This is a genomic window from Pseudomonas sp. NUPR-002 (assembly GCF_056322725.1).
The window spans coordinates 3,602,716-3,621,762 of sequence record NZ_CM150476.1 but is presented as its reverse complement, the minus strand read 5'-3'; the positions used below and the strand labels follow the sequence as shown (position 1 = coordinate 3,621,762).

Sequence of the window (19,047 nt, the reverse complement as noted above, 5' to 3'; positions counted from 1 at the left end):
TCACATCCGGAAAATGCCGAAACGGCTTTGTTCAATCGGTGCGTTGAGGGCCGCAGACAGCGCCAGGCCAAGAACCTCGCGGGTTTGCGCCGGGTCGATGACGCCGTCGTCCCACAGGCGGGCGCTGGAGTAGTAGGGGTGGCCCTGGTGTTCGTACTGGTCGAGGATCGGTTGTTTGAGCCGCGCTTCGTCTTCGGCGCTGAACGGATGGCCGCTGCGCTCGCTTTGCTCGCGCTTGACCTGAGCCAGTACACCGGCTGCCTGCTCGGCACCCATCACACCGATCCGCGCGTTCGGCCACATCCACAGGAAACGTGGGTCGTAGGCGCGGCCACACATACCGTAGTTGCCAGCGCCGAAGCTGCCGCCGATGATCACCGTGAACTTTGGTACCTGGGCGCAGGCCACGGCGGTCACCAGCTTGGCGCCATGCTTGGCGATGCCGCCAGCCTCGTATTTCTGCCCGACCATGAAACCGGTAATGTTCTGCAGGAACAGCAACGGAATACCGCGCTGACAAGCCAGCTCAATGAAGTGCGCACCTTTTTGCGCAGCTTCGGCGAACAGAATGCCATTGTTGGCCAGGATCGCGATCGGATAACCGTGCAGGTGGGCGAAGCCGCACACCAGGGTGGTACCGAACAGCGCTTTGAATTCATCGAACACCGAACCGTCTACCAGACGGGCGATGACTTCACGCACATCGAACGGTTGCTTGGCATCTGCAGGCACCACGCCGTACAGCTCTTGCGCGTCGTACAGGGGCGCAATCGGGGTTTGCTGGGCCAGCTTGCCCTGCTTGTGCCAGTTGAGGTTGGCCACGCAGCGCCGGGCGATGGCCAGGGCATGCTCGTCGTTGTCGGCGTAATGGTCGGCAACGCCACTGGTTTTGCAGTGTACATCGGCGCCGCCAAGGTCTTCGGCGCTCACCACTTCACCGGTCGCGGCTTTGACCAGCGGCGGGCCGGCGAGGAAAATGGTGGCTTGCTGACGGACCATGATCGCTTCATCGGCCATGGCTGGCACATAGGCGCCGCCAGCGGTGCACGAGCCCATGACCACGGCGATCTGGGCAATGCCCAGTGCACTCATGTTGGCCTGATTGAAGAAAATCCGGCCGAAATGCTCGCGGTCCGGGAACACTTCATCCTGGCGTGGCAGGTTGGCACCGCCGGAGTCCACCAGGTACACGCAAGGCAGACGATTCTGCAGGGCGATGGCCTGGGCACGCAGGTGCTTTTTCACCGTCAGCGGGTAGTACGAGCCGCCTTTGACCGTGGCGTCGTTGGCCACGATCATGCATTCAACGCCTTCGATCCGGCCGATGCCGGCAATCACGCCCGCCGCCGGTACGTCTTCGCCATACACCTCATGGGCCGCCAGTTGGCCGATCTCCAGGAAGGGTGAGCCGGGATCCAGCAGGCGGTCGATGCGCTCGCGCGGCAGCAGCTTGCCGCGCGACGTGTGGCGCTCCTGAGCCTTGTGGCCACCGCCCTCATGGACCTTGGCCAGCAAGGTGCGCAGGGCCTGGACCTGTTCGAGCATGGCCGCGCTGTTGCTGGAAAATTCGCCCGAGCGCGGGTTGATCTGGGTGTGCAGGATAGCCATGGGCGCCTAGTCCTTTTGCTCAGCGGGTTTCATTGAACAGTTCACGGCCGATCAGCATCCGGCGGATTTCGCTGGTGCCAGCACCGATCTCGTAGAGCTTGGCGTCACGCAGCAAACGGCCAGCCGGGAACTCGTTGATGTAACCGTTGCCACCCAGGATCTGGATCGCTTCCAGGGCCATCTGGGTTGCACGCTCAGCGGTGTAGAGGATCACGCCAGCGGCGTCTTTGCGGGTGGTTTCCGCGCGGTCACAGGCCTGGGCCACGGCGTACAGGTAGGCGCGGCTGGCGTTGAGCTGGGTGTACATGTCGGCAATTTTGCCCTGGATCAGCTGGAACTCGCCGATGCTCTGGCCGAACTGCTTGCGGTCGTGAATATAAGGCACCACCAGGTCCATACAGGCCTGCATGATCCCGGTCGGGCCGCCCGAGAGCACCACGCGCTCGTAGTCCAGGCCGCTCATCAGTACCTTTACGCCACCGTTGAGCACGCCGAGGATGTTCTCCTTGGGTACTTCAACGTTGTCGAAGAACAGCTCGCAGGTGTTGGAGCCGCGCATGCCCAGCTTGTCGAACTTGTTGCTGCGGCTGAAGCCTTTCCAGTCACGCTCGACGATAAACGCGGTAATACCGTGCGGGCCCTTGTCCAGGTCGGTTTTGGCGTAGATCACATAGGTGTTGGCGTCGGGGCCGTTGGTGATCCAGGTCTTGCTGCCGTTGAGGACGAAGTGGTCGCCGCGTTGTTCGGCGCGCAGCTTCATCGATACCACGTCGGAACCGGCGTTCGGCTCGCTCATGGCCAGGGCGCCGATGTGTTCGCCGCTGATCAACTTGGGCAGGTACTTGGCTTTCTGTTCGGCGTTGCCGTTGCGGTTGATCTGATTGACGCAGAGGTTGGAGTGGGCGCCGTAGGAGAGGGCGACCGAAGCGGAACCCCGGCTGATTTCTTCCATGGCCACCACGTGAGCCAGGTAGCCCAGGCCGCTGCCACCGTATTCTTCGCTGACGGTAATGCCGAGCAAACCCATTTCGCCGAACTTGCGCCACATATCGGCGGGGAACAGGTTGTCCTGGTCGATCTGTGCGGCGCGCGGTGCCAGCTCTGCAGCAACAAACGACTGTACCTGGTCACGAAGCATGTCGATGGTTTCGCCCAGGGCGAAGTTCAGGGTTGGATAATGCATGCGGGCACCTTCTTTGATTGTTCTTGGAGTTATTCGCGGGGCAAGCCCGCTCCTACAGTTGTGTGTGGTTCCTGTGGGAGCGGGCTTGCCCCGCGATCAGCTATCACCTTTACGTTAACGTAAACCTGAGACAATGAACTGTCAATCGCATCATGACCTTTACGTTAACGTAAATATGCGCCAGAGTAAGACCCGCTTGAATCAGCTCCCAGAACAACCACAACAAGGGATCGCCATGAATCAACCGAGTTATACCCAAGGGCGTCAAGACAAGCCCTTGCTGGCCATGACCATTGGCCAGGCGTTTGACAACACCGTGTCGCGCTTCGCCGAACGCGAGGCACTGGTCGTGCGTCACCAGCAACTACGCTACAGCTGGCAGCAATTAGCTGACAGTGTAGATCGCCACGCCAGGGCGCTGATGGCGCTTGGTCTGAAGACCGGCGACCGTCTGGGCATCTGGGCGCCGAACTGCGCGCAGTGGTGCATCACCCAGTTTGCCACCGCCAAGATCGGCGTGATCCTGGTCAACATCAACCCGGCGTACCGCACCAGCGAACTTGAATATGTGCTCAAACAGTCCGGCTGCCAGTGGCTGGTCTGCGCCGGGGCGTTCAAGTCGTCCGATTACCACGCCATGCTGGCAGAACTGCTGCCAAGTCTTGCCGAACAGCAGCCAGGGCAGGTCAGCGGTGAACGTCTGCCTGATCTGCGTGGCCTGATCAGCCTGGATGACGCACCACCGGCGGGATTCCTACCTTGGGCACAGCTGTCGGCGTTGGCCGAGCAGACCTCGCTGGCCGACTATCAGGCACGTCAGCACAGCCTGCAGTTCGATCAGCCGGTGAACATCCAGTACACCTCCGGCACCACCGGCTTCCCCAAGGGCGCGACCCTCAGCCATTACAACATCCTCAACAATGGCTACATGGTGGGCGAAAGCCTGGGCCTGAGCGAGCAGGACCGCATGGTGATCCCGGTGCCGCTGTACCATTGCTTCGGCATGGTCATGGGTAACCTGGGCTGTGTGACCCACGGCAGCACCATGATCTACCCCAACGACGCCTTCGACCCGTTGCTGACCCTGGACACGGTCGCGCAAGAGCAGGCCACGGCACTGTATGGGGTGCCGACTATGTTCATCGCCATGCTCGACCATCCGCAGCGCGGCGAATTCGACCTGAGCAGCCTGCGCACCGGCATCATGGCCGGCGCCACGTGCCCGATCGAAGTCATGCGCCGGGTCATCGACCAGATGCACATGAGCGAAGTGCAGATTGCCTACGGCATGACCGAAACCAGCCCGGTGTCACTGCAAACCGGCCCGGAAGACGAGCTGGAACTGCGCGTAACGACCGTTGGGCGCACGCAGCCACAACTGGAAAGCAAGATTGTCGATGAACACGGCTGCGTCGTACCGCGCGGGCAGATCGGTGAACTGTGCACCCGTGGTTACAGTGTGATGCTCGGCTATTGGGGCAACCCCGACGCCACGCACGAAACCATCGACCCGGCAGGCTGGATGCACACCGGCGACCTGGCGACCATGGACGAGGCGGGCTATGTCTGCATCGCCGGGCGTAACAAGGACATGATCATTCGCGGTGGCGAGAACATCTATCCGCGCGAGCTGGAGGAGTTCTTCTTCACGCACCCGGCGGTGGCTGATGTCCAGGTCATCGGCATTCCGGATGAGCGCTACGGTGAAGAAATCGTTGCCTGGATCAAGTTCCATCCCGGGCACAACGCCAGCGAGATCGAACTGCAGCAGTGGTGCAAAAGCCGCATTGCCCACTTCAAAACCCCACGGCATTTCCGCTTTGTCGATGAATTTCCGATGACCGTCACTGGCAAGGTGCAGAAATTCCGCATGCGCGAAATCAGCATCGAAGAGCTGAGTAACCGCTAATTCGCGCGGCTCTGTGTAGGAACGGGCTTGCCCCGCGATAGCGGACCATCGGTCACATCGCAGCGCGGGGCAAGCCCGCTCCTACCCTCAGCGCCCAGCCTTCAACGGCGGCTCCTCCACCGGCGGGTCACCCACACTGGGTGGCTGTGTCGGCTTGATCGGCAGTTCATCGGGATCTTCCTCCGGCACCGCAGGCGGCAGTGTCGGGTCGTCTATATTCGGATCGGGTGTTTCAGCCGGAATAGGTATGTTCATAGCCTGACCTCGCAATGGGGATCTGCATGAGCGGACTTCGTGCATTTGGACTGCACAGCGCCTCAATCGCTCATTTTTTTTGAACCCCACGCCACAGGCTCGCTCTGAACTCTTACTGCCACCTCGTAACGGAGCAAGGATCGATGACCCGCGATGAGCCCTTCGAAACCGACCGCGTCGCCCCGGCAAACGATCACCCCGACCAGGCCGTGAGCCTCTCTCAGGCCTTGCTGGAGCCGCGGATCGTGATCGAGAACACGCAACCCGTGCTCGATGGCGGCCTGTTTGCGGTCAAGGCGGTGGTCAACGAGAAGGTCCAGGTCAGCAGCAAGGTGTACTGCGATGGCCACGACACCCTGGCGGTCATGCTCAATTGGCGTCAGGCCGCGAGCCGGCGCTGGCATTGCGTGCCGATGAGCTTTGCTGGTAATGACCTGTGGCAGGCGCCGTTCAGTGTCACGGAGCAGGGGCGTTACCTGTTCAGCATCGAGGCCTGGATCGACCCGTTTGCCACCTTTTGCCACGACCTGGAGAAAAAGTTCAGCGCCGGGCTGGCCGTGGAGCTGGAGCTGCAAGAAGGGTTGCTGCTGCTCGAACAGAGTATCCAGCGTAGTCACGGCCTGTTGCGTGAACAGCTACACGCGCTGCACCAGGCGCTGCCGGGCCTGGCATCTGAGGCGCAGGTCGCGCGGCTGCTGCAGGCAGAAACGGCGCTGCTGATGCGCGAGGCCGATCATCGTACCTATCTGAGCCGCAGCCCCGAATACCCGTTGGATGTCGAACGCCAGCAGGCGCTGTTCGCCAGTTGGTATGAGTTGTTTCCGCGCTCGATCACCGATGATCCCCAGCGCCATGGCACGTTCAACGATGTCCATGAGCGCTTGCCGATGATCCGCGATATGGGCTTTGACGTGCTGTACTTTCCGCCGATTCATCCGATCGGCATGCGTTACCGTAAAGGCCGCAACAATGCCCTGCAGGCCGAAGCCGATGACCCGGGCAGCCCTTACGCCATTGGCAGCGAGGCGGGCGGTCACGACGCGATTCACCCGCAACTGGGCAGTCGCGAGGATTTTCGCCGCCTGGTGGCCGCGGCTGCCGAACATGGCCTGGAGATCGCCCTGGACTTCGCCATCCAGTGTTCCCAGGATCACCCCTGGCTCGAGGAGCATCCCGGCTGGTTCTCCTGGCGCCCGGACGGCAGCATTCGTTATGCGGAAAACCCACCGAAGAAGTACCAGGACATCGTCAACGTCGACTTCTATGCCGCCGAGGCGGTGCCGTCGCTGTGGCTGGCGCTGCGTGATGTGGTGCTGGGCTGGGTGCAGGAAGGGGTGAAAACCTTTCGCGTCGACAATCCGCACACCAAGCCGCTGCCATTCTGGCACTGGTTGATTGCCAATGTGCGCAGTCAGTACCCGGAGGTGATCTTTCTCGCTGAAGCCTTTACTAAACCGGCGATGATGGCGCGCTTGGGCAAGGTCGGTTACTCCCAGAGCTACAGCTATTTCACCTGGCGTAACACCAAGTCCGAGCTGCAAAGCTATTTCGAAGAGCTCAATCAACCCCCGTGGTGCTATTGCTACCGGCCGAATTTCTTCGTCAATACCCCGGACATCAACCCGTTTTTCCTGCATGAATCCGGTCGCGCCGGTTTTCTCATCCGTGCAGCCCTGGCCACCATGGGCTCGGGTTTATGGGGGATGTATTCGGGCTTCGAGCTGTGTGAGGCAACGCCGATACCGGGCAAGGAAGAGTACCTGGACTCGGAAAAATACGAGATCCGCCCGCGTGATTTCAGCCAGCCCGGCAACATCATCGCCGAGATCGCCCAGCTCAACCGCATCCGTCGTCAGAACCGGGCGCTGCAGACGCACCTGGGGGTGGCGTTCTATCACGCCTGGAACGACAACATTGTGTACTTCGGCAAGCGCACTGCCGAGCGCGACAACTTCATTCTGATTGCCATCAGCCTTGACCCACACAACGCCCAGGAGGCGCATTTCGAGTTACCGCTATGGGAACTCGGCCTGGATGACAACGCCGATACCCTGGGTGAAGACCTGATGACCGGCCACCGCTGGACCTGGCACGGCAAAACCCAATGGATGCGCATCGAACCCTGGCACTTGCCGTTTGCTATCTGGCGTATCGAAAAAGCCCTCTAGAAAGGAGTCGACCATGGCCAAGCGAACCCGCCCGGCAGCCTTCATCGACGACCCGCTGTGGTACAAGGACGCGATCATCTATCAGGTGCACGTGAAGTCCTTCTTCGATTCGAACAACGACGGCATCGGTGATTTTCCCGGCCTGATCGCCAAGCTCGACTACATCGCCGCCCTTGGGGTCAACACCCTCTGGCTGCTGCCGTTCTACCCGTCGCCACGGCGTGACGATGGTTACGACATCGCTGAATACAAAGCCGTACACCCGGACTACGGCACGTTGAGCGACGTTAAACGCTTTATCGCCGAAGCCCACAAACGTGGCCTGCGGGTGATCACCGAGTTGGTCATCAACCATACCTCCGACCAGCACCCCTGGTTTCAGCGGGCGCGGCGCGCCAAGCCCGGCAGCAAGGCCCGGGACTACTACGTGTGGTCGGACAGCGACCAGAAATACGACGGTACGCGGATCATCTTCCTCGATACCGAGAAGTCCAACTGGACCTGGGACCCGGTGGCCGGCCAGTACTTCTGGCATCGGTTCTACTCGCACCAGCCAGACCTCAACTTCGATAACCCGCAAGTGCTCAAGGCCGTTATTGGCGTCATGCGCTACTGGCTCGATCTGGGCGTCGACGGTCTGCGCCTGGATGCGATCCCGTACCTGATCGAACGCGACGGCACCAACAACGAGAACCTGCCGGAAACCCATCAGGTGCTCAAACAGATACGTGCCGAGATCGATGCCAACTACCCCGACCGCATGCTGCTGGCCGAGGCCAACCAATGGCCGGAAGACACCCAGCTGTACTTTGGCGCCGGGCAGGGCGATGAGTGCCACGTGGCCTTTCACTTCCCGTTGATGCCGCGCATGTACATGGCGGTGGCCCAGGAAGACCGTTTTCCGATCACCGATATCTTGCGTCAGACCCCGGAAATCCCGGCCAACTGCCAGTGGGCAATCTTTCTGCGCAACCATGATGAACTGACCCTGGAAATGGTCACCGACCGCGAGCGTGACTACCTGTGGAACTTCTACGCCGAAGACCGCCGGGCGCGCATCAACCTGGGCATTCGCCGACGCCTGGCGCCGTTGCTGCAACGTGACCGGCGACGCGTCGAGCTGCTGAGCAGCTTGTTGTTGTCGATGCCCGGCACGCCGACGCTGTACTACGGCGATGAAATCGGCATGGGCGACAACATCTACCTCGGCGACCGCGATGGCGTGCGCACACCCATGCAGTGGTCGGTCGATCGCAACGGCGGTTTTTCGCGGGCGGACCCTGCACGTCTGGTACTGCCGCCGATCATGGACCCGCTGTATGGCTTCGCCTCGGTCAACGTCGAAACCCAAGCCCATGACCCGCATTCGCTGTTGAACTGGAACCGGCGCTTGCTGGCGGTGCGCAAGCAGCAAAAAGCCTTCGGCCGCGGCAGCCTGATCATGCTGTCGCCGAGCAACCGGCGGATTCTTGCCTACCTGCGCGAATACACCGATAGCACTGGCAAACGCGAGATCATCCTGTGTGTCGCCAACGTATCGCGCGCTGCCCAGGCGGCTGAACTGGACCTGTCAGCCTACGTTGGCAGTGTGCCGGTGGAGATGCTCGGCGGCAGTGCCTTTCCGCCGATTGGCCAGTTGCCGTTTCTGCTCACCCTGGCGCCGTACGGGTTCTATTGGTTCCTGCTGGCCGACAAGGACCAGATGCCCAGCTGGCACGTGGAACCGGCGCAAAGCCTGCCGGAATTCACCACCCTGGTGCTGAAAAAACGCATGGAAGAACTGCTCGAAGCGCCAGCACGTTCGACGCTGCAAGACAGCATCCTGCCCCAGTACCTGCCCAAGCGTCGCTGGTTCGCGGGCAAGGATGCCAGCATCGACCAGGTGCAGATCGCTTACGGTGTGCGCTTCGGCAGTGCCAGCAGTCCGGTGCTGCTCAGTGAGCTTGAGGTAACTAGCGCCGGCCACAGCAGTCGCTATCAGTTGCCGTTCGGCTTGATCGCTGAAGAGCAGATCACCAGCGCACCGCCGCAACAGCTGGCCCTGGCCCGGGTGCGGCGCGGGCGTCAGGTCGGGCTGATCACCGACGGTTTTGTCCTCGACAGTTTTATCCATGCGCTGCTGGCGGCATGTCGCGACGGCCAGCGTTTGCCCTGTGCCGAAGGTGAGCTGCAGTTTCATGCCACCGAGCAACTGGCGGCGCTGAATCTGGGTGACGATGCGCCGGTGCGCTACCTTTCCACCGAGCAGTCCAACAGCTCGGTGGTGGTCGGCGGCAGTGTGGTGCTCAAACTGATTCGCCGGGTCAATCCGGGGATTCACCCGGAATTGGAAATGAGTGCCTACCTCACCGCGGCCGGTTTCAGCAATATTTCGCCGTTACTGGGATGGATGAATCGGGTCGACACGGCGCAGCACAGCCACTTGCTGATGATTGCCCAGGGCTACCTGAGTAATCAGGGTGATGCCTGGGACTGGACCCAGAACAACCTCGAACGCGCCATTCGCGATGAGTTGGAGCCCGGTCAGTCTGAGCGCGACGGCCATACCGATGCCCTGCAAGACCTGGCCGACTTTGCCGCCATGTTGGGGCAGCGTCTGGGCGAAATGCACCTGTTGCTGGCAGCGCCGAGCCACGACCCGGCCTTCCGGCCCCGGCCCAGCAACACGCAGGACTGCCAGGCATGGGCAACGCACATCGGCAGTCAATTAAGCCACGCCCTGGATCTGTTGCAAGCCCACCGTGGCGATCTCGATAGCGACAGCCAACGCCTGATCGACGACCTGCACCAGCAGCGCGAGGACCTGCTGGCCACCGTCTCAGCCTTGAGCGTACAGGCCCAGGGTGGGCTGATGATGCGCGTGCATGGCGACCTGCACCTGGGCCAGGTGCTGGTGGTGCAGGGCGATGCCTACCTGATTGACTTCGAAGGCGAACCGGCCCGGCCGCTGGATCAGCGCCGGGCCAAACACAGCCCGTACAAGGATGTCAGCGGCGTTCTGCGATCCTTCGACTATGCTGCTGCCATGGTGCTGCGCAGTGCCTCCAGTGTCGATCTCTCGGACAACGCCCGCCAGGCCCGTCAGCGAGTCGCCAGGCGTTATCTGCACCAGGTCCGACATGCGTTTGTCGAGGCCTACGGCTTGGCCACTGCGGCCATGCCCCATGCCTGGGAAGATGCCGACGGCGAGCGAGCGGCACTGGAACTGTTCAGCCTGGAAAAAGCGGCCTACGAAATTCTGTACGAAGCCGAAAACCGCCCAAGTTGGTTGGCCGTGCCTTTGCATGGTCTCCATGGCCTGACAAGTACCTGGGGAGAAAGCTGAATGAAACAACGCAAGCGCGAGGAAGGCGGGCTGGATCAACGTGATATCGACGCCCTGGTCAGGGCCGAGCATGCTGATCCGTTCGCCGTGCTTGGCCCGCACCCGGATGGGGCGGGCGGCCAGTTTGTCCGCGCCTATCTACCTAACGCCTTGAGTGTGCAGGCGCTTGCCCGCGACGATGGGCGGCTGTTGGGTGAGCTGGAGCAACAGCCGGTACCGGGGTTGTTTATCGCCCACCTGAGCGAACAGCAGCCTTATCGCTTACAGATCCAGTGGGCCAATGGCGAGCAGGTCACCGAGGACCCTTACAGCTTCGGGCCACAGCTGGGGGACATGGACCTTTACCTGTTCGGCGAAGGCAATCACCGCGACCTGGCATCCAGCATGGGTGCCCAACTGCTGACGGTGGACGGGGTCAGTGGCGTGCGTTTTTCGGTGTGGGCGCCTAACGCCCGGCGAGTGTCGGTGGTGGGCGACTTCAACAACTGGGATGGTCGCCGTCACCCCATGCGCCTGCGCCACGCCTCAGGCGTCTGGGAACTGTTCGTGCCGCGCCTGCAGGCGGGAGAGGCGTACAAGTATGAAGTGCTCGGCCGCGACGGCATCCTGCCGCTCAAAGCCGACCCCCTGGCCCGGGCTACCGAGCTGCCACCGAGCACCGCGTCAAAAGTGGCCGGCCCGCTGATCCATGACTGGCAGGACCAGCACTGGATGCACAACCGTGGCGACCGCCACGTCAGCAGTGCGCCGCTGTCGATCTATGAACTGCACGCAGGCTCCTGGCAATGTGAACTGGATGACACCGGCGAAGTGGCGCGCTTCTACAACTGGCGCGAACTGGCTGATCGTCTGGTGCCTTACATCCAGCAATTGGGCTTCACCCATATCGAACTGATGCCGATCATGGAGCATCCCTTTGGCGGCTCGTGGGGCTATCAACCCCTGTCGTTGTTCGCGCCCACGGCCCGCTACGGTTCGGCGGACGATTTCGCCGCCTTTGTCGACGCCTGTCACCAGGCGCAGATCGGCGTGATCCTCGACTGGGTACCGGCGCACTTTCCCACCGACAGCCACGGCCTGGCGCGCTTCGACGGCACCGCGCTGTATGAGTATGAAAACCCGCTTGAGGGCTTCCACCAGGACTGGGACACGCTCATCTACAACCTGGGCCGCACCGAAGTGCACGGTTTTATGCTGGCCTCGGCCTTGCACTGGCTCAAACATTTTCACATCGATGGCCTGCGCGTCGATGCCGTCGCCTCGATGCTCTACCGCGACTACTCGCGCAAGGCCGGTGAATGGGTGCCTAACCGTCATGGTGGGCGGGAGAACCTGGAAGCCATCGACTTCATTCGCCACCTCAACGATGTCGTCGCCCTGGAAGCCCCCGGCGCACTGGTGATCGCCGAAGAGTCCACGGCCTGGCCCGGGGTCAGCCAGCCGACCCAGCAGGGCGGCCTGGGTTTTAACTACAAGTGGAACATGGGCTGGATGCACGACACCTTGCATTACATCCAGAACGACCCGATCCACCGTACCTACCACCACAACGAGATGAGCTTTGGCCTGATCTACGCCTACTCCGAGCATTTCATCCTGCCGATTTCCCACGACGAAGTGGTGCACGGTAAGCACTCGCTGATCGACAAAATGCCCGGCGACCGCTGGCAGAAATTCGCCAACCTGCGCGCCTACCTGACCTTCATGTGGGCCCATCCAGGCAAAAAATTGCTGTTCATGGGCTGCGAGTTTGGTCAGTGGCGAGAGTGGAACCACGACAGCGAGTTGGACTGGTACCTGCTCAAATACCCTGAGCACTTAGGCGTGCAGCGCCTGGTGGGCGATCTGAACCGGCTGTACCGCCAGGAGCGTGCGTTGCATGAACAGGACTGCCAATCCCAAGGCTTCCAGTGGCTGATTGGCGACGATGCGCACAACAGCGTGTATGCCTGGCTGCGCTGGAGCGCCAGTGGTGAACCGCTGTTGGTGGTGGCCAACTTCACCCCGGTGCCGCGCCAGGGTTATCGCATTGGGGTGCCGTTCGGTGAGCGCTGGAGTGAGGTGCTCAACAGCGATGCCGAGGGCTATGCCGGTTCCAACTATGGCAACCTCGGCGAAGTCAGCAGTGAGGCGCTGGCCAGTCATGGGCAGCCACTGTCACTGGCGCTGAATCTGCCACCACTGGGGGTGCTGATTTTGCGGCCGCAGTGAACGTTCGCCAGGTTGCTGTTGCAACGGCAATGCGCTGATTCAAGGCAAACGCACTGCGCAACTTTTTGCGCACTCAAATGTGGGTAAGGCTCTGTGCACAGCGCTGTAGGCCTTGTATTTCGTTGTGTACAGACGAGTGCGCAACTTCTTGCGCAGCACTGCGCAAGAAGTTGCGCACTTTTTACCTGAGTGCCCTGGCATCTGTGGCTGCAGCCACCCCTTGAGCTGCTGCAAGCCCCGGTTTACAAGGCTTCTGCAGCTTCTGGCACGCTCCTTGTTTTGGCTATAGGTACCCGCCGGGTGATTTTTCCCGGTCGGGCACCTTTATTTTCAGCAAGGAGTTTTCATGGCTACCCCCGCTTACATGTCCGTGACCGGCACCAAACAAGGCTTGATCACCGCCGGTGCGTTCACCGCCGATTCGGTTGGCAACACCTACCAGGAAGGTCACGAAGACCAGGTCATGGTTCAGGGTTTCCAGCACCAGGTGATCATCCCGCGTGACCCACAGTCCGGCCAACCGACTGGTCAGCGCGTGCACAAACCTGTGGTCATCACCAAAGTCTTCGACAAGGCCTCGCCGCTACTGCTGGCGGCCCTGACGTCTGGTGAACGCCTGACCAAAATCGAAATCAAGTGGTACCGCACCTCGGCGGCCGGCACCCAGGAGCACTACTACACCACCACCCTGGAAGACGCGATCATCGTCGATATCAAGGACTACATGCACAACTGCCAGGACCCGGCGAACTCGCACTTCACCCACCTCGAAGACGTGCACTTCACCTACCGCAAAATCACCTGGACCCACGAAGTCTCCGGTACTTCCGGTTCCGATGACTGGCGTGTCCCGGTCGCTGGCTAAGGCGTTCTGACCGTCGCGCACGCAGGACCGGCCTGCGTGCGCTCATCACTGTTGATGCGCCTTTCTGAGCGTCTTTCTCAAGGACAAGCCTATGTTTACGTCGGCCAAGGGTGTGCATTTCGAATTACTTATTCCTAGCGTGCGCAACGACTTCAAAGTCCTGGCCTTTCACGGCACCGAAGCCATCAGCCAGCTGTATGCGATTACTGTTGAGCTGGTCAGCGAGCACCCAGACTTCGACCTCGACAGCCTGATTGGCCAGTCGGCATTCCTGCGCTTTGGCCACAATGGCGAAGGCATTCACGGCCACATCGAAGATGTTTTGATCGGCGAACCCGGTACCCGCCTGATCCACTATCAACTGACCCTGGTACCGGCGCTGCACTACCTGCAGTTCAGCCGTCAGCAGCGGATCTTCCAGCAGAAGACGGTGCCACAGATCATCACCGAGGTGCTGCAGGGGCATGGCATTCAGGCCGATGCCTTCACGTTTCATGTCAGCAACTGCAGCGAACGTGAATACTGCACGCAATATGCGGAGTCGGATTTCAGCTTTGTATCAAGGCTCTGCAGCGAAGAGGGCATTGCCTGGTTTCACCAGCACAGCCCCCAGGGCCACCACCTGGAGTTCAGCGACCACCAGACGTTTTTCCCCAAGCTCAGTGCAACGCCTTTTCGGCAAGGGGCCGGTATGGTCGCCGAGTACCCGGTGGTCAGCCAGTTCAGCCAGCGCTTCAGCACCCGTACCAACAAGGTGACCCAACGCACCTATGATTTTCAGCGTCCCAGCCGTTTGCTGGAGAAACAGACCAGCGCCGACTTCAGCCCGGCCCTAGAGGACTACCGCTACCCGGTCCCCAACGAAAGCGAAGAACGCAGCAAACAGCTTGCTCGTCAGGCGTTGGAACGGCACCGCACCGACTATCAATTGGCCGAAGGCAGCAGCGATCAGCCCTTGCTGCGCAGCGGCCATTTTTTTGAACTGAGCGAGCACCCGCGCAAAGCCTACAACGATTTGTGGCTGTTGCTCAGTGTGACTCACCAAGGCAAACAGCCGCAGGTGCTGGAAGAGTCGGCCAGCATCGATAGCCCGCCCGAAGGCGGTTTCAGCCAGGGCTACCGTAACTGCTTCAGGGCCACGCCGTGGGATGTGTTTTACCGTCCGCCGCTGGTCAAGCGTCCAGCGCAGTTGACCTGCCAGACCGCTCGGGTCACCGGCCCGGAAGGCGAAGAAATCTACTGCGATGAATACGGCCGGGTCAAAGTCGAGTTCCACTGGGACCGCGCCGAGCTGAACAGCGAAAAAAGCAGTTGCTGGCTGCGGGTGGCCTCCAACTGGGCGGGCCCGGGTTTTGGCGCGGTGACGATTCCGCGCATCGGCATGGAAGTGCTGGTCACCTACCTGGAAGGCGACCCCGACCAGCCGCTGATCAGCGGTTGCATTGCCAACAAGCTCACACCAACGCCATATCCCTTGCCCGCCAACAAGACCAAAACCGTGCTGCGCAGCCGCAGCACGCCTGACAGCGGCGGCTACAACGAACTTTCGATCGAAGACCGCAGTGGGCAGGAACTGATCTACCTGCGTGCCCAGCGCGATATGGAGCAAAAAATCGAAAACGACAGCCGCCTGGAAGTCGGCAACGAAAGGCGGGAGACCATCAAGGGCAACAGCATCGTCGTGCTCGAAGCCGAAGAACAGCACACGGTAAAAGCCGATCGCAAAGTGGAACTCAAGGCCAACGATTATCTGCTCGTCGCCGACAGCCGCCATGTCCAGGTCGGGCAAACGCTGGTGATCGATGCCAGTCAGCAAGTGCATATCAAGGCAGGTGCCCACGTGGTGATCGACGCCGGGGGCAGCATCAGTTTGCAAGGCGGTGGCCAGCATATCGTCATTGGCCCCGGCGGGATTTTCAGCAGCAGCGAGATTCAAATTGGTGGCGCTCCTGCAATGGCCAGCGCTGCTGCACTGTTGCCTGGCATGTTGGCAGCGCTGCCGAGCGCCGTCGCACTGGCGCTGCCGAGCGTAGCGCTATTGCAACAGCAAGCGCAGGCTGGCGCGCTTTTACCCACGCCGGATTGCCAGCCTGACGCCTCAGGTCAATGCCCGATCCATCCTGCAGGTCACTCATCATGATCCAGTCCATCCCATCGCCGTTTCAAACGCCGGCAGCAGCGGGAACCTTGTGCGTGATGCTCGACACCAGTTTTGATCCGGACTTGCCGTCCCGTGTCGAGCAAGCCATTGGTTATGACATCGAACGTTGTGTCCCGTTGCTGGAGGGTACCCGCTATGCCGCGCTGCAAAGCGCAGGACCATTTGCCCTGATGTGTCCGCGCTCTGGTGCAATCACCGACTATGCCGCCAACCTGCTGGAGCAGGCCAGCGCTGGCTTTGTGGCGTATCTCAAGGATGAGCATGCCTTTGATCAGGCCGTTGAACATTGGCGCAGCCTGCTCACCGTCAGCACGGAAGACGCACCGACGCAGATGATGCGTTTTTTCGAACCGCGTTGGCTGGAGCCGTTGTTGAGCTGCCTCGACGAACGCGAAGTGCTGCAGTTCATGGGGCCGCTCACCACCCTTGCCTGGCGCAATGAGCTGGGCTGGCGTGGTGTGGCTCACCCGCAGCCGGAGTTGCACGTCGAGGTACAAGCACCAGGTTGGCTGCACATCGGGCACGAACGTCAGCAACTGCTCGAGCTGCAGCGTTTGCAGGTGTTGGCCGCACGCTTTGCCCAGGGCTATCAAACCGTGCTGGCCATGCCCGAACCAACCGCCTTCGTCTATCGACAACTCCTGGCAGCCCGCCAGGCCGGGTACCTGCAAGTGGCCGAACAGGAACGCTGGCTACGCCTGGCATTACGCAAGGGCGAAGACTTCAGCCGTCAGGCTGCCTATGCCGACGTACTGGCCCGTGATGGCTTGGGCCTTGGCGACAAGCTGCTTGAGCTAGAGCGCCTGTGAAACACAAGGATGACAAAAAATGAGTAGTACCTACACGGTTAAACACGGCGACACGCTGGGAAAAATTGCTCAGCAGCATGGCGCGACAGTATCCGAGATACAGGCACTTAACCCGGTCATCAACCACCCCGATTACATCAAACCCGGCTGGCAACTGAAGCTCCCCGCCAGCGCGCCAGAACCTGAGCTGCCGCCACCGCTGCAATCGCACAACAGCAGCGTGACAACGCCCAAGTGCCAGACCGAATGCGAGGAAGAACTGGCCGATATCGCGCATATCACCGGCGAACCGCACTTCTACGTGTTGACCGACACCCAGTGCAAGGCGCTGAAGCAGGAAATCAACGCGGTGCAGAAACTGATGGACGAACTGCATCAGAACCTGGCCAAGGCGTTACCCTCTATCCAGTGCAGTAAACGCCAGAACTCCGACGCCAGTTGCGCCTGCGCCGACTGCGTCAAACAAGCCTGGGCCACCAAGGCCGAAGGGGCCGGGTTGCTGACCCGCGAAAGCAAGCCGCCAGCGCCCGAAGCCACATTTCTGACCTCGGCAGAAGACCTGCAGGGACAGCTGGCGACCTTGCAGCAGGCGCGGGACTGGTACCAGCGTTACAGCCCCAGCTTTGTTGGTTCAACGCAGTTTGAAAGTAACTGGAAGCGCTTGCAGGACAAGAAGATCCTGGCGCTGGACGGTGAAATCAACGCACTGCGCGTGCAACTGGCAGCGCGGCGCAACGCCGAGCCTGCAGACAGCGCCACCAACGCCAACAGCGCGGCGCCCGACCTGAAGCATGGCAAAGGGCGTAGCGTTGCACGTCAGCAGGGCAAGCAAACCCGAAGTGGTGTCAGCGTAGTGGAAATCATTCTGTTCAGTGATCCCTCCCGGCGTCACTACATCTCGGTCCCTTACCACGAAACCACCCGCTGGAAGGTGCGCGTGTCGACACGGGTCATGGCCGGCAAACCGTTCAACAAACAGCTGGCAGGTGATCTGATCAAGGACATCAAAGCTGGCATCAGCGAAGGGCGCAAGGCCGGCCCCTTGGGCAATCTGGAACTCAAGCTCAGTAGCTGGACCAGCAAGGAAGACAACCTGCTCAACAGCTTGCATCAAGAAGTGGCCTGGACCTCCGATCAGAACGATGCCTCGCGGTATGCGGTCAGCGCCGAGGCCCATGCCCTGCGTTTTGCCGCCAGCGCCAGTGCTGGCGTGAACAACTGGAACCCCAGGGAAGGCAACATCGAAGTCGGCGTCAAAGGCAGCGCCGCCTTCTCGCTGGCAGAGGCCTCCGCCTCGTTGACCCGGTTCTTCCCGAGTCAGGGCGGCTATGTCGCCAACATGTCCTACCGCAATGCCCTGGGCAAGGAAGTGCTGCACCCCATTGGCGTGTTTCGCCTGAACGGCAAGCTGGAACTGTCGTGTTTTCTTGGCGCCAAAGCGCAGGGCGAGGCGGGGGTTAAAACCCAATACAAACCCAGCGAAACCCCGGCGGGTGCGACTGCATTGTTAGGGACACCGAACATGGCGGTCGGCCCCAGCGGGCATATCGGCGTCAAAGCCGATGCGTTTGCCGGGGCGCAGGCCGGTGGGGCGCTGAGCGGGGCGTTTGAATGGGTGGCGCCGGACAAGCAAGGGTTGGGGGAGGTGGTTGTGGGGCAGGCGAATGCCAGTAGTAATTGGGTGGAGTTGGCGAAGATTACTGCGGAGGGGAATGCGGCGTTTGGGGTTGGGGGGAGTGGGGAGTTTGGGTTCGATGTATCGAGAGATCGCTTGGCATTTAGCTGCAAAGGCTCTGTGATTTTGGGGCCGGGAGCTGGAGGCGGGTTTGGCACGGTGGTGGATATTGAGCAGATAGGGAAGGCCAGCTTGCTGTTTTGCAATGCCTTGGCGGACATGGACTACCGGTTCCTTTTGGGAGTGACGAAAGATGCTTTTGACTACCTAACTTCTGGTCTCTATCAGGTCGCCACTTTACCAGCAAAGGTCGATTTTAGTGCGTTTGAAGAAGGTGCTGAAGCAATAAGCCAGTGGTGGAATAATCGTTCTGCATCTAAAGCTGAGGCGCGGAACATGGCTGATTTTTTGATACAGCATAAATCGGAAAAAGTCATGATGGTTCAGGGGCAGCCAGTATCTTTTAGCCTGCTCCCGCCTGAAACGCTTGGCCCGATGGTCTACATGCTGACCGAAGGTTTTGTCGAAAGTTTTAATGAGCGGCAAGAGGAGGCACTTGTCATTCTGCTCTCGGAGATACGCAATTGGCGGCATTTTATTGAAGTACTGGAGCACTGCTCGCCCTCGGCTCAAAAGGTCAATGCGATGGTGAGTTTAGAAAGAATAAACGCCATTCTGGACGGGTATGAGCAAAACCAGTTCAATAGATTTGTGGAGCATCTGGCGATTAACCAACGGGTTGAGTCTTCGACCAGAGTGGCGTGGACGCCTAGCAATGCTTGGCGTAAAGAGAAAGTGCTGCTGACTGCTCGTAATAGCGGACTATTTGATGGTCTGGCTTAAAATTAGTAGTGTGTTTAAAGGGCAAAGGCGCTTGT

The 19,047-nt window shown here is 60.5% G+C and carries 11 protein-coding genes; 8 read left to right on the top strand and 3 right to left on the bottom strand.

Annotated elements, in window-relative coordinates; all coding sequences use genetic code 11:
• Together ACVWSC_RS16215 and ACVWSC_RS16210 are read right to left on the bottom strand one after the other, a co-directional pair.
• Entirely contained in the window at positions 1-1,608 is a 1,608-nt protein-coding gene (locus ACVWSC_RS16215; RefSeq protein WP_442107778.1) for a carboxyl transferase domain-containing protein, read from the bottom strand.
• 19 nt (positions 1,609-1,627) lie between these two features.
• Positions 1,628-2,791 carry an isovaleryl-CoA dehydrogenase gene (locus ACVWSC_RS16210; RefSeq protein ID WP_442107776.1) on the bottom strand — a complete coding sequence of 388 codons (1,164 nt, stop codon included), beginning with the start codon at positions 2,789-2,791 and terminating at the stop codon, positions 1,628-1,630.
• Between the two features lie 235 nt (positions 2,792-3,026).
• On the opposite strand from ACVWSC_RS16210, the gene ACVWSC_RS16205 reads away from it, so the two are divergent.
• Positions 3,027-4,700, top strand: a complete 1,674-nt coding sequence (locus ACVWSC_RS16205) for an AMP-binding protein (RefSeq protein ID WP_442107774.1) — start codon at positions 3,027-3,029, stop codon at positions 4,698-4,700.
• Between the two features lie 87 nt (positions 4,701-4,787).
• On the opposite strand, the gene ACVWSC_RS16200 is transcribed toward ACVWSC_RS16205, so the two are convergent.
• Entirely contained in the window at positions 4,788-4,955 is a 168-nt protein-coding gene (locus ACVWSC_RS16200; protein WP_442107772.1) for a hypothetical protein, read from the bottom strand.
• Between the two features lie 143 nt (positions 4,956-5,098).
• Here ACVWSC_RS16200 and ACVWSC_RS16195 point away from each other — a divergent pair, with 143 nt between their 5' ends.
• The 7 genes from ACVWSC_RS16195 to ACVWSC_RS16165 all read left to right on the top strand — a co-directional run bounded on the left by ACVWSC_RS16195 (position 5,099) and on the right by ACVWSC_RS16165 (position 19,012).
• Positions 5,099-7,123, top strand: coding sequence for an alpha-1,4-glucan--maltose-1-phosphate maltosyltransferase (locus ACVWSC_RS16195; protein WP_476461704.1), 2,025 nt, complete (start codon positions 5,099-5,101; stop codon positions 7,121-7,123).
• A 13-nt stretch (positions 7,124-7,136) separates the two neighbouring features.
• Positions 7,137-10,448 carry a maltose alpha-D-glucosyltransferase gene (gene treS, locus ACVWSC_RS16190; protein ID WP_442107768.1) on the top strand — a complete coding sequence of 1,104 codons (3,312 nt, stop codon included), beginning with the start codon at positions 7,137-7,139 and terminating at the stop codon, positions 10,446-10,448.
• A complete protein-coding gene (gene glgB, locus ACVWSC_RS16185; RefSeq protein WP_442107766.1) occupies positions 10,449-12,659 on the top strand; it encodes a 1,4-alpha-glucan branching protein GlgB in 2,211 nt (736 codons plus the stop codon). It begins immediately after the preceding gene.
• A 346-nt stretch (positions 12,660-13,005) separates the two neighbouring features.
• Positions 13,006-13,524, top strand: coding sequence for an Hcp family type VI secretion system effector (locus tag ACVWSC_RS16180; protein ID WP_442107764.1), 519 nt, complete (start codon positions 13,006-13,008; stop codon positions 13,522-13,524).
• 91 nt (positions 13,525-13,615) lie between these two features.
• Complete coding sequence (gene tssI, locus ACVWSC_RS16175; protein ID WP_442107762.1) at positions 13,616-15,664, top strand: type VI secretion system tip protein TssI/VgrG; 2,049 nt, start codon at positions 13,616-13,618, stop codon at positions 15,662-15,664.
• Positions 15,661-16,494, top strand: coding sequence for a DUF4123 domain-containing protein (locus ACVWSC_RS16170; protein WP_442107760.1), 834 nt, complete (start codon positions 15,661-15,663; stop codon positions 16,492-16,494). The genes tssI and ACVWSC_RS16170 overlap by 4 nt, the downstream gene beginning before the upstream one ends.
• Positions 16,495-16,513: 19 nt before the next feature.
• Complete coding sequence (locus ACVWSC_RS16165; protein ID WP_442107758.1) at positions 16,514-19,012, top strand: LysM peptidoglycan-binding domain-containing protein; 2,499 nt, start codon at positions 16,514-16,516, stop codon at positions 19,010-19,012.
• The last annotated feature ends 35 nt before the right edge of the window (positions 19,013-19,047 follow it).

Bases quoted from the DNA above. Each gene is read 5' to 3' on its own strand.
- ACVWSC_RS16180 (WP_442107764.1), top strand. From the start codon at position 13,006: ATGGCTACCCCCGCTTACATGTCCGTGACCGGCACCAAACAAGGCTTG.
- ACVWSC_RS16205 (WP_442107774.1), top strand. From the start codon at position 3,027: ATGAATCAACCGAGTTATACCCAAGGGCGTCAAGACAAGCCCTTGCTG.
- ACVWSC_RS16215 (WP_442107778.1), bottom strand. From the start codon at position 1,608: ATGGCTATCCTGCACACCCAGATCAACCCGCGCTCGGGCGAATTTTCC.
- ACVWSC_RS16195 (WP_476461704.1), top strand. From the start codon at position 5,099: ATGACCCGCGATGAGCCCTTCGAAACCGACCGCGTCGCCCCGGCAAAC.
- ACVWSC_RS16170 (WP_442107760.1), top strand. From the start codon at position 15,661: ATGATCCAGTCCATCCCATCGCCGTTTCAAACGCCGGCAGCAGCGGGA.
- ACVWSC_RS16165 (WP_442107758.1), top strand. From the start codon at position 16,514: ATGAGTAGTACCTACACGGTTAAACACGGCGACACGCTGGGAAAAATT.
- glgB (WP_442107766.1), top strand. From the start codon at position 10,449: ATGAAACAACGCAAGCGCGAGGAAGGCGGGCTGGATCAACGTGATATC.
- ACVWSC_RS16200 (WP_442107772.1), bottom strand. From the start codon at position 4,955: ATGAACATACCTATTCCGGCTGAAACACCCGATCCGAATATAGACGAC.
- treS (WP_442107768.1), top strand. From the start codon at position 7,137: ATGGCCAAGCGAACCCGCCCGGCAGCCTTCATCGACGACCCGCTGTGG.
- ACVWSC_RS16210 (WP_442107776.1), bottom strand. From the start codon at position 2,791: ATGCATTATCCAACCCTGAACTTCGCCCTGGGCGAAACCATCGACATG.
- tssI (WP_442107762.1), top strand. From the start codon at position 13,616: ATGTTTACGTCGGCCAAGGGTGTGCATTTCGAATTACTTATTCCTAGC.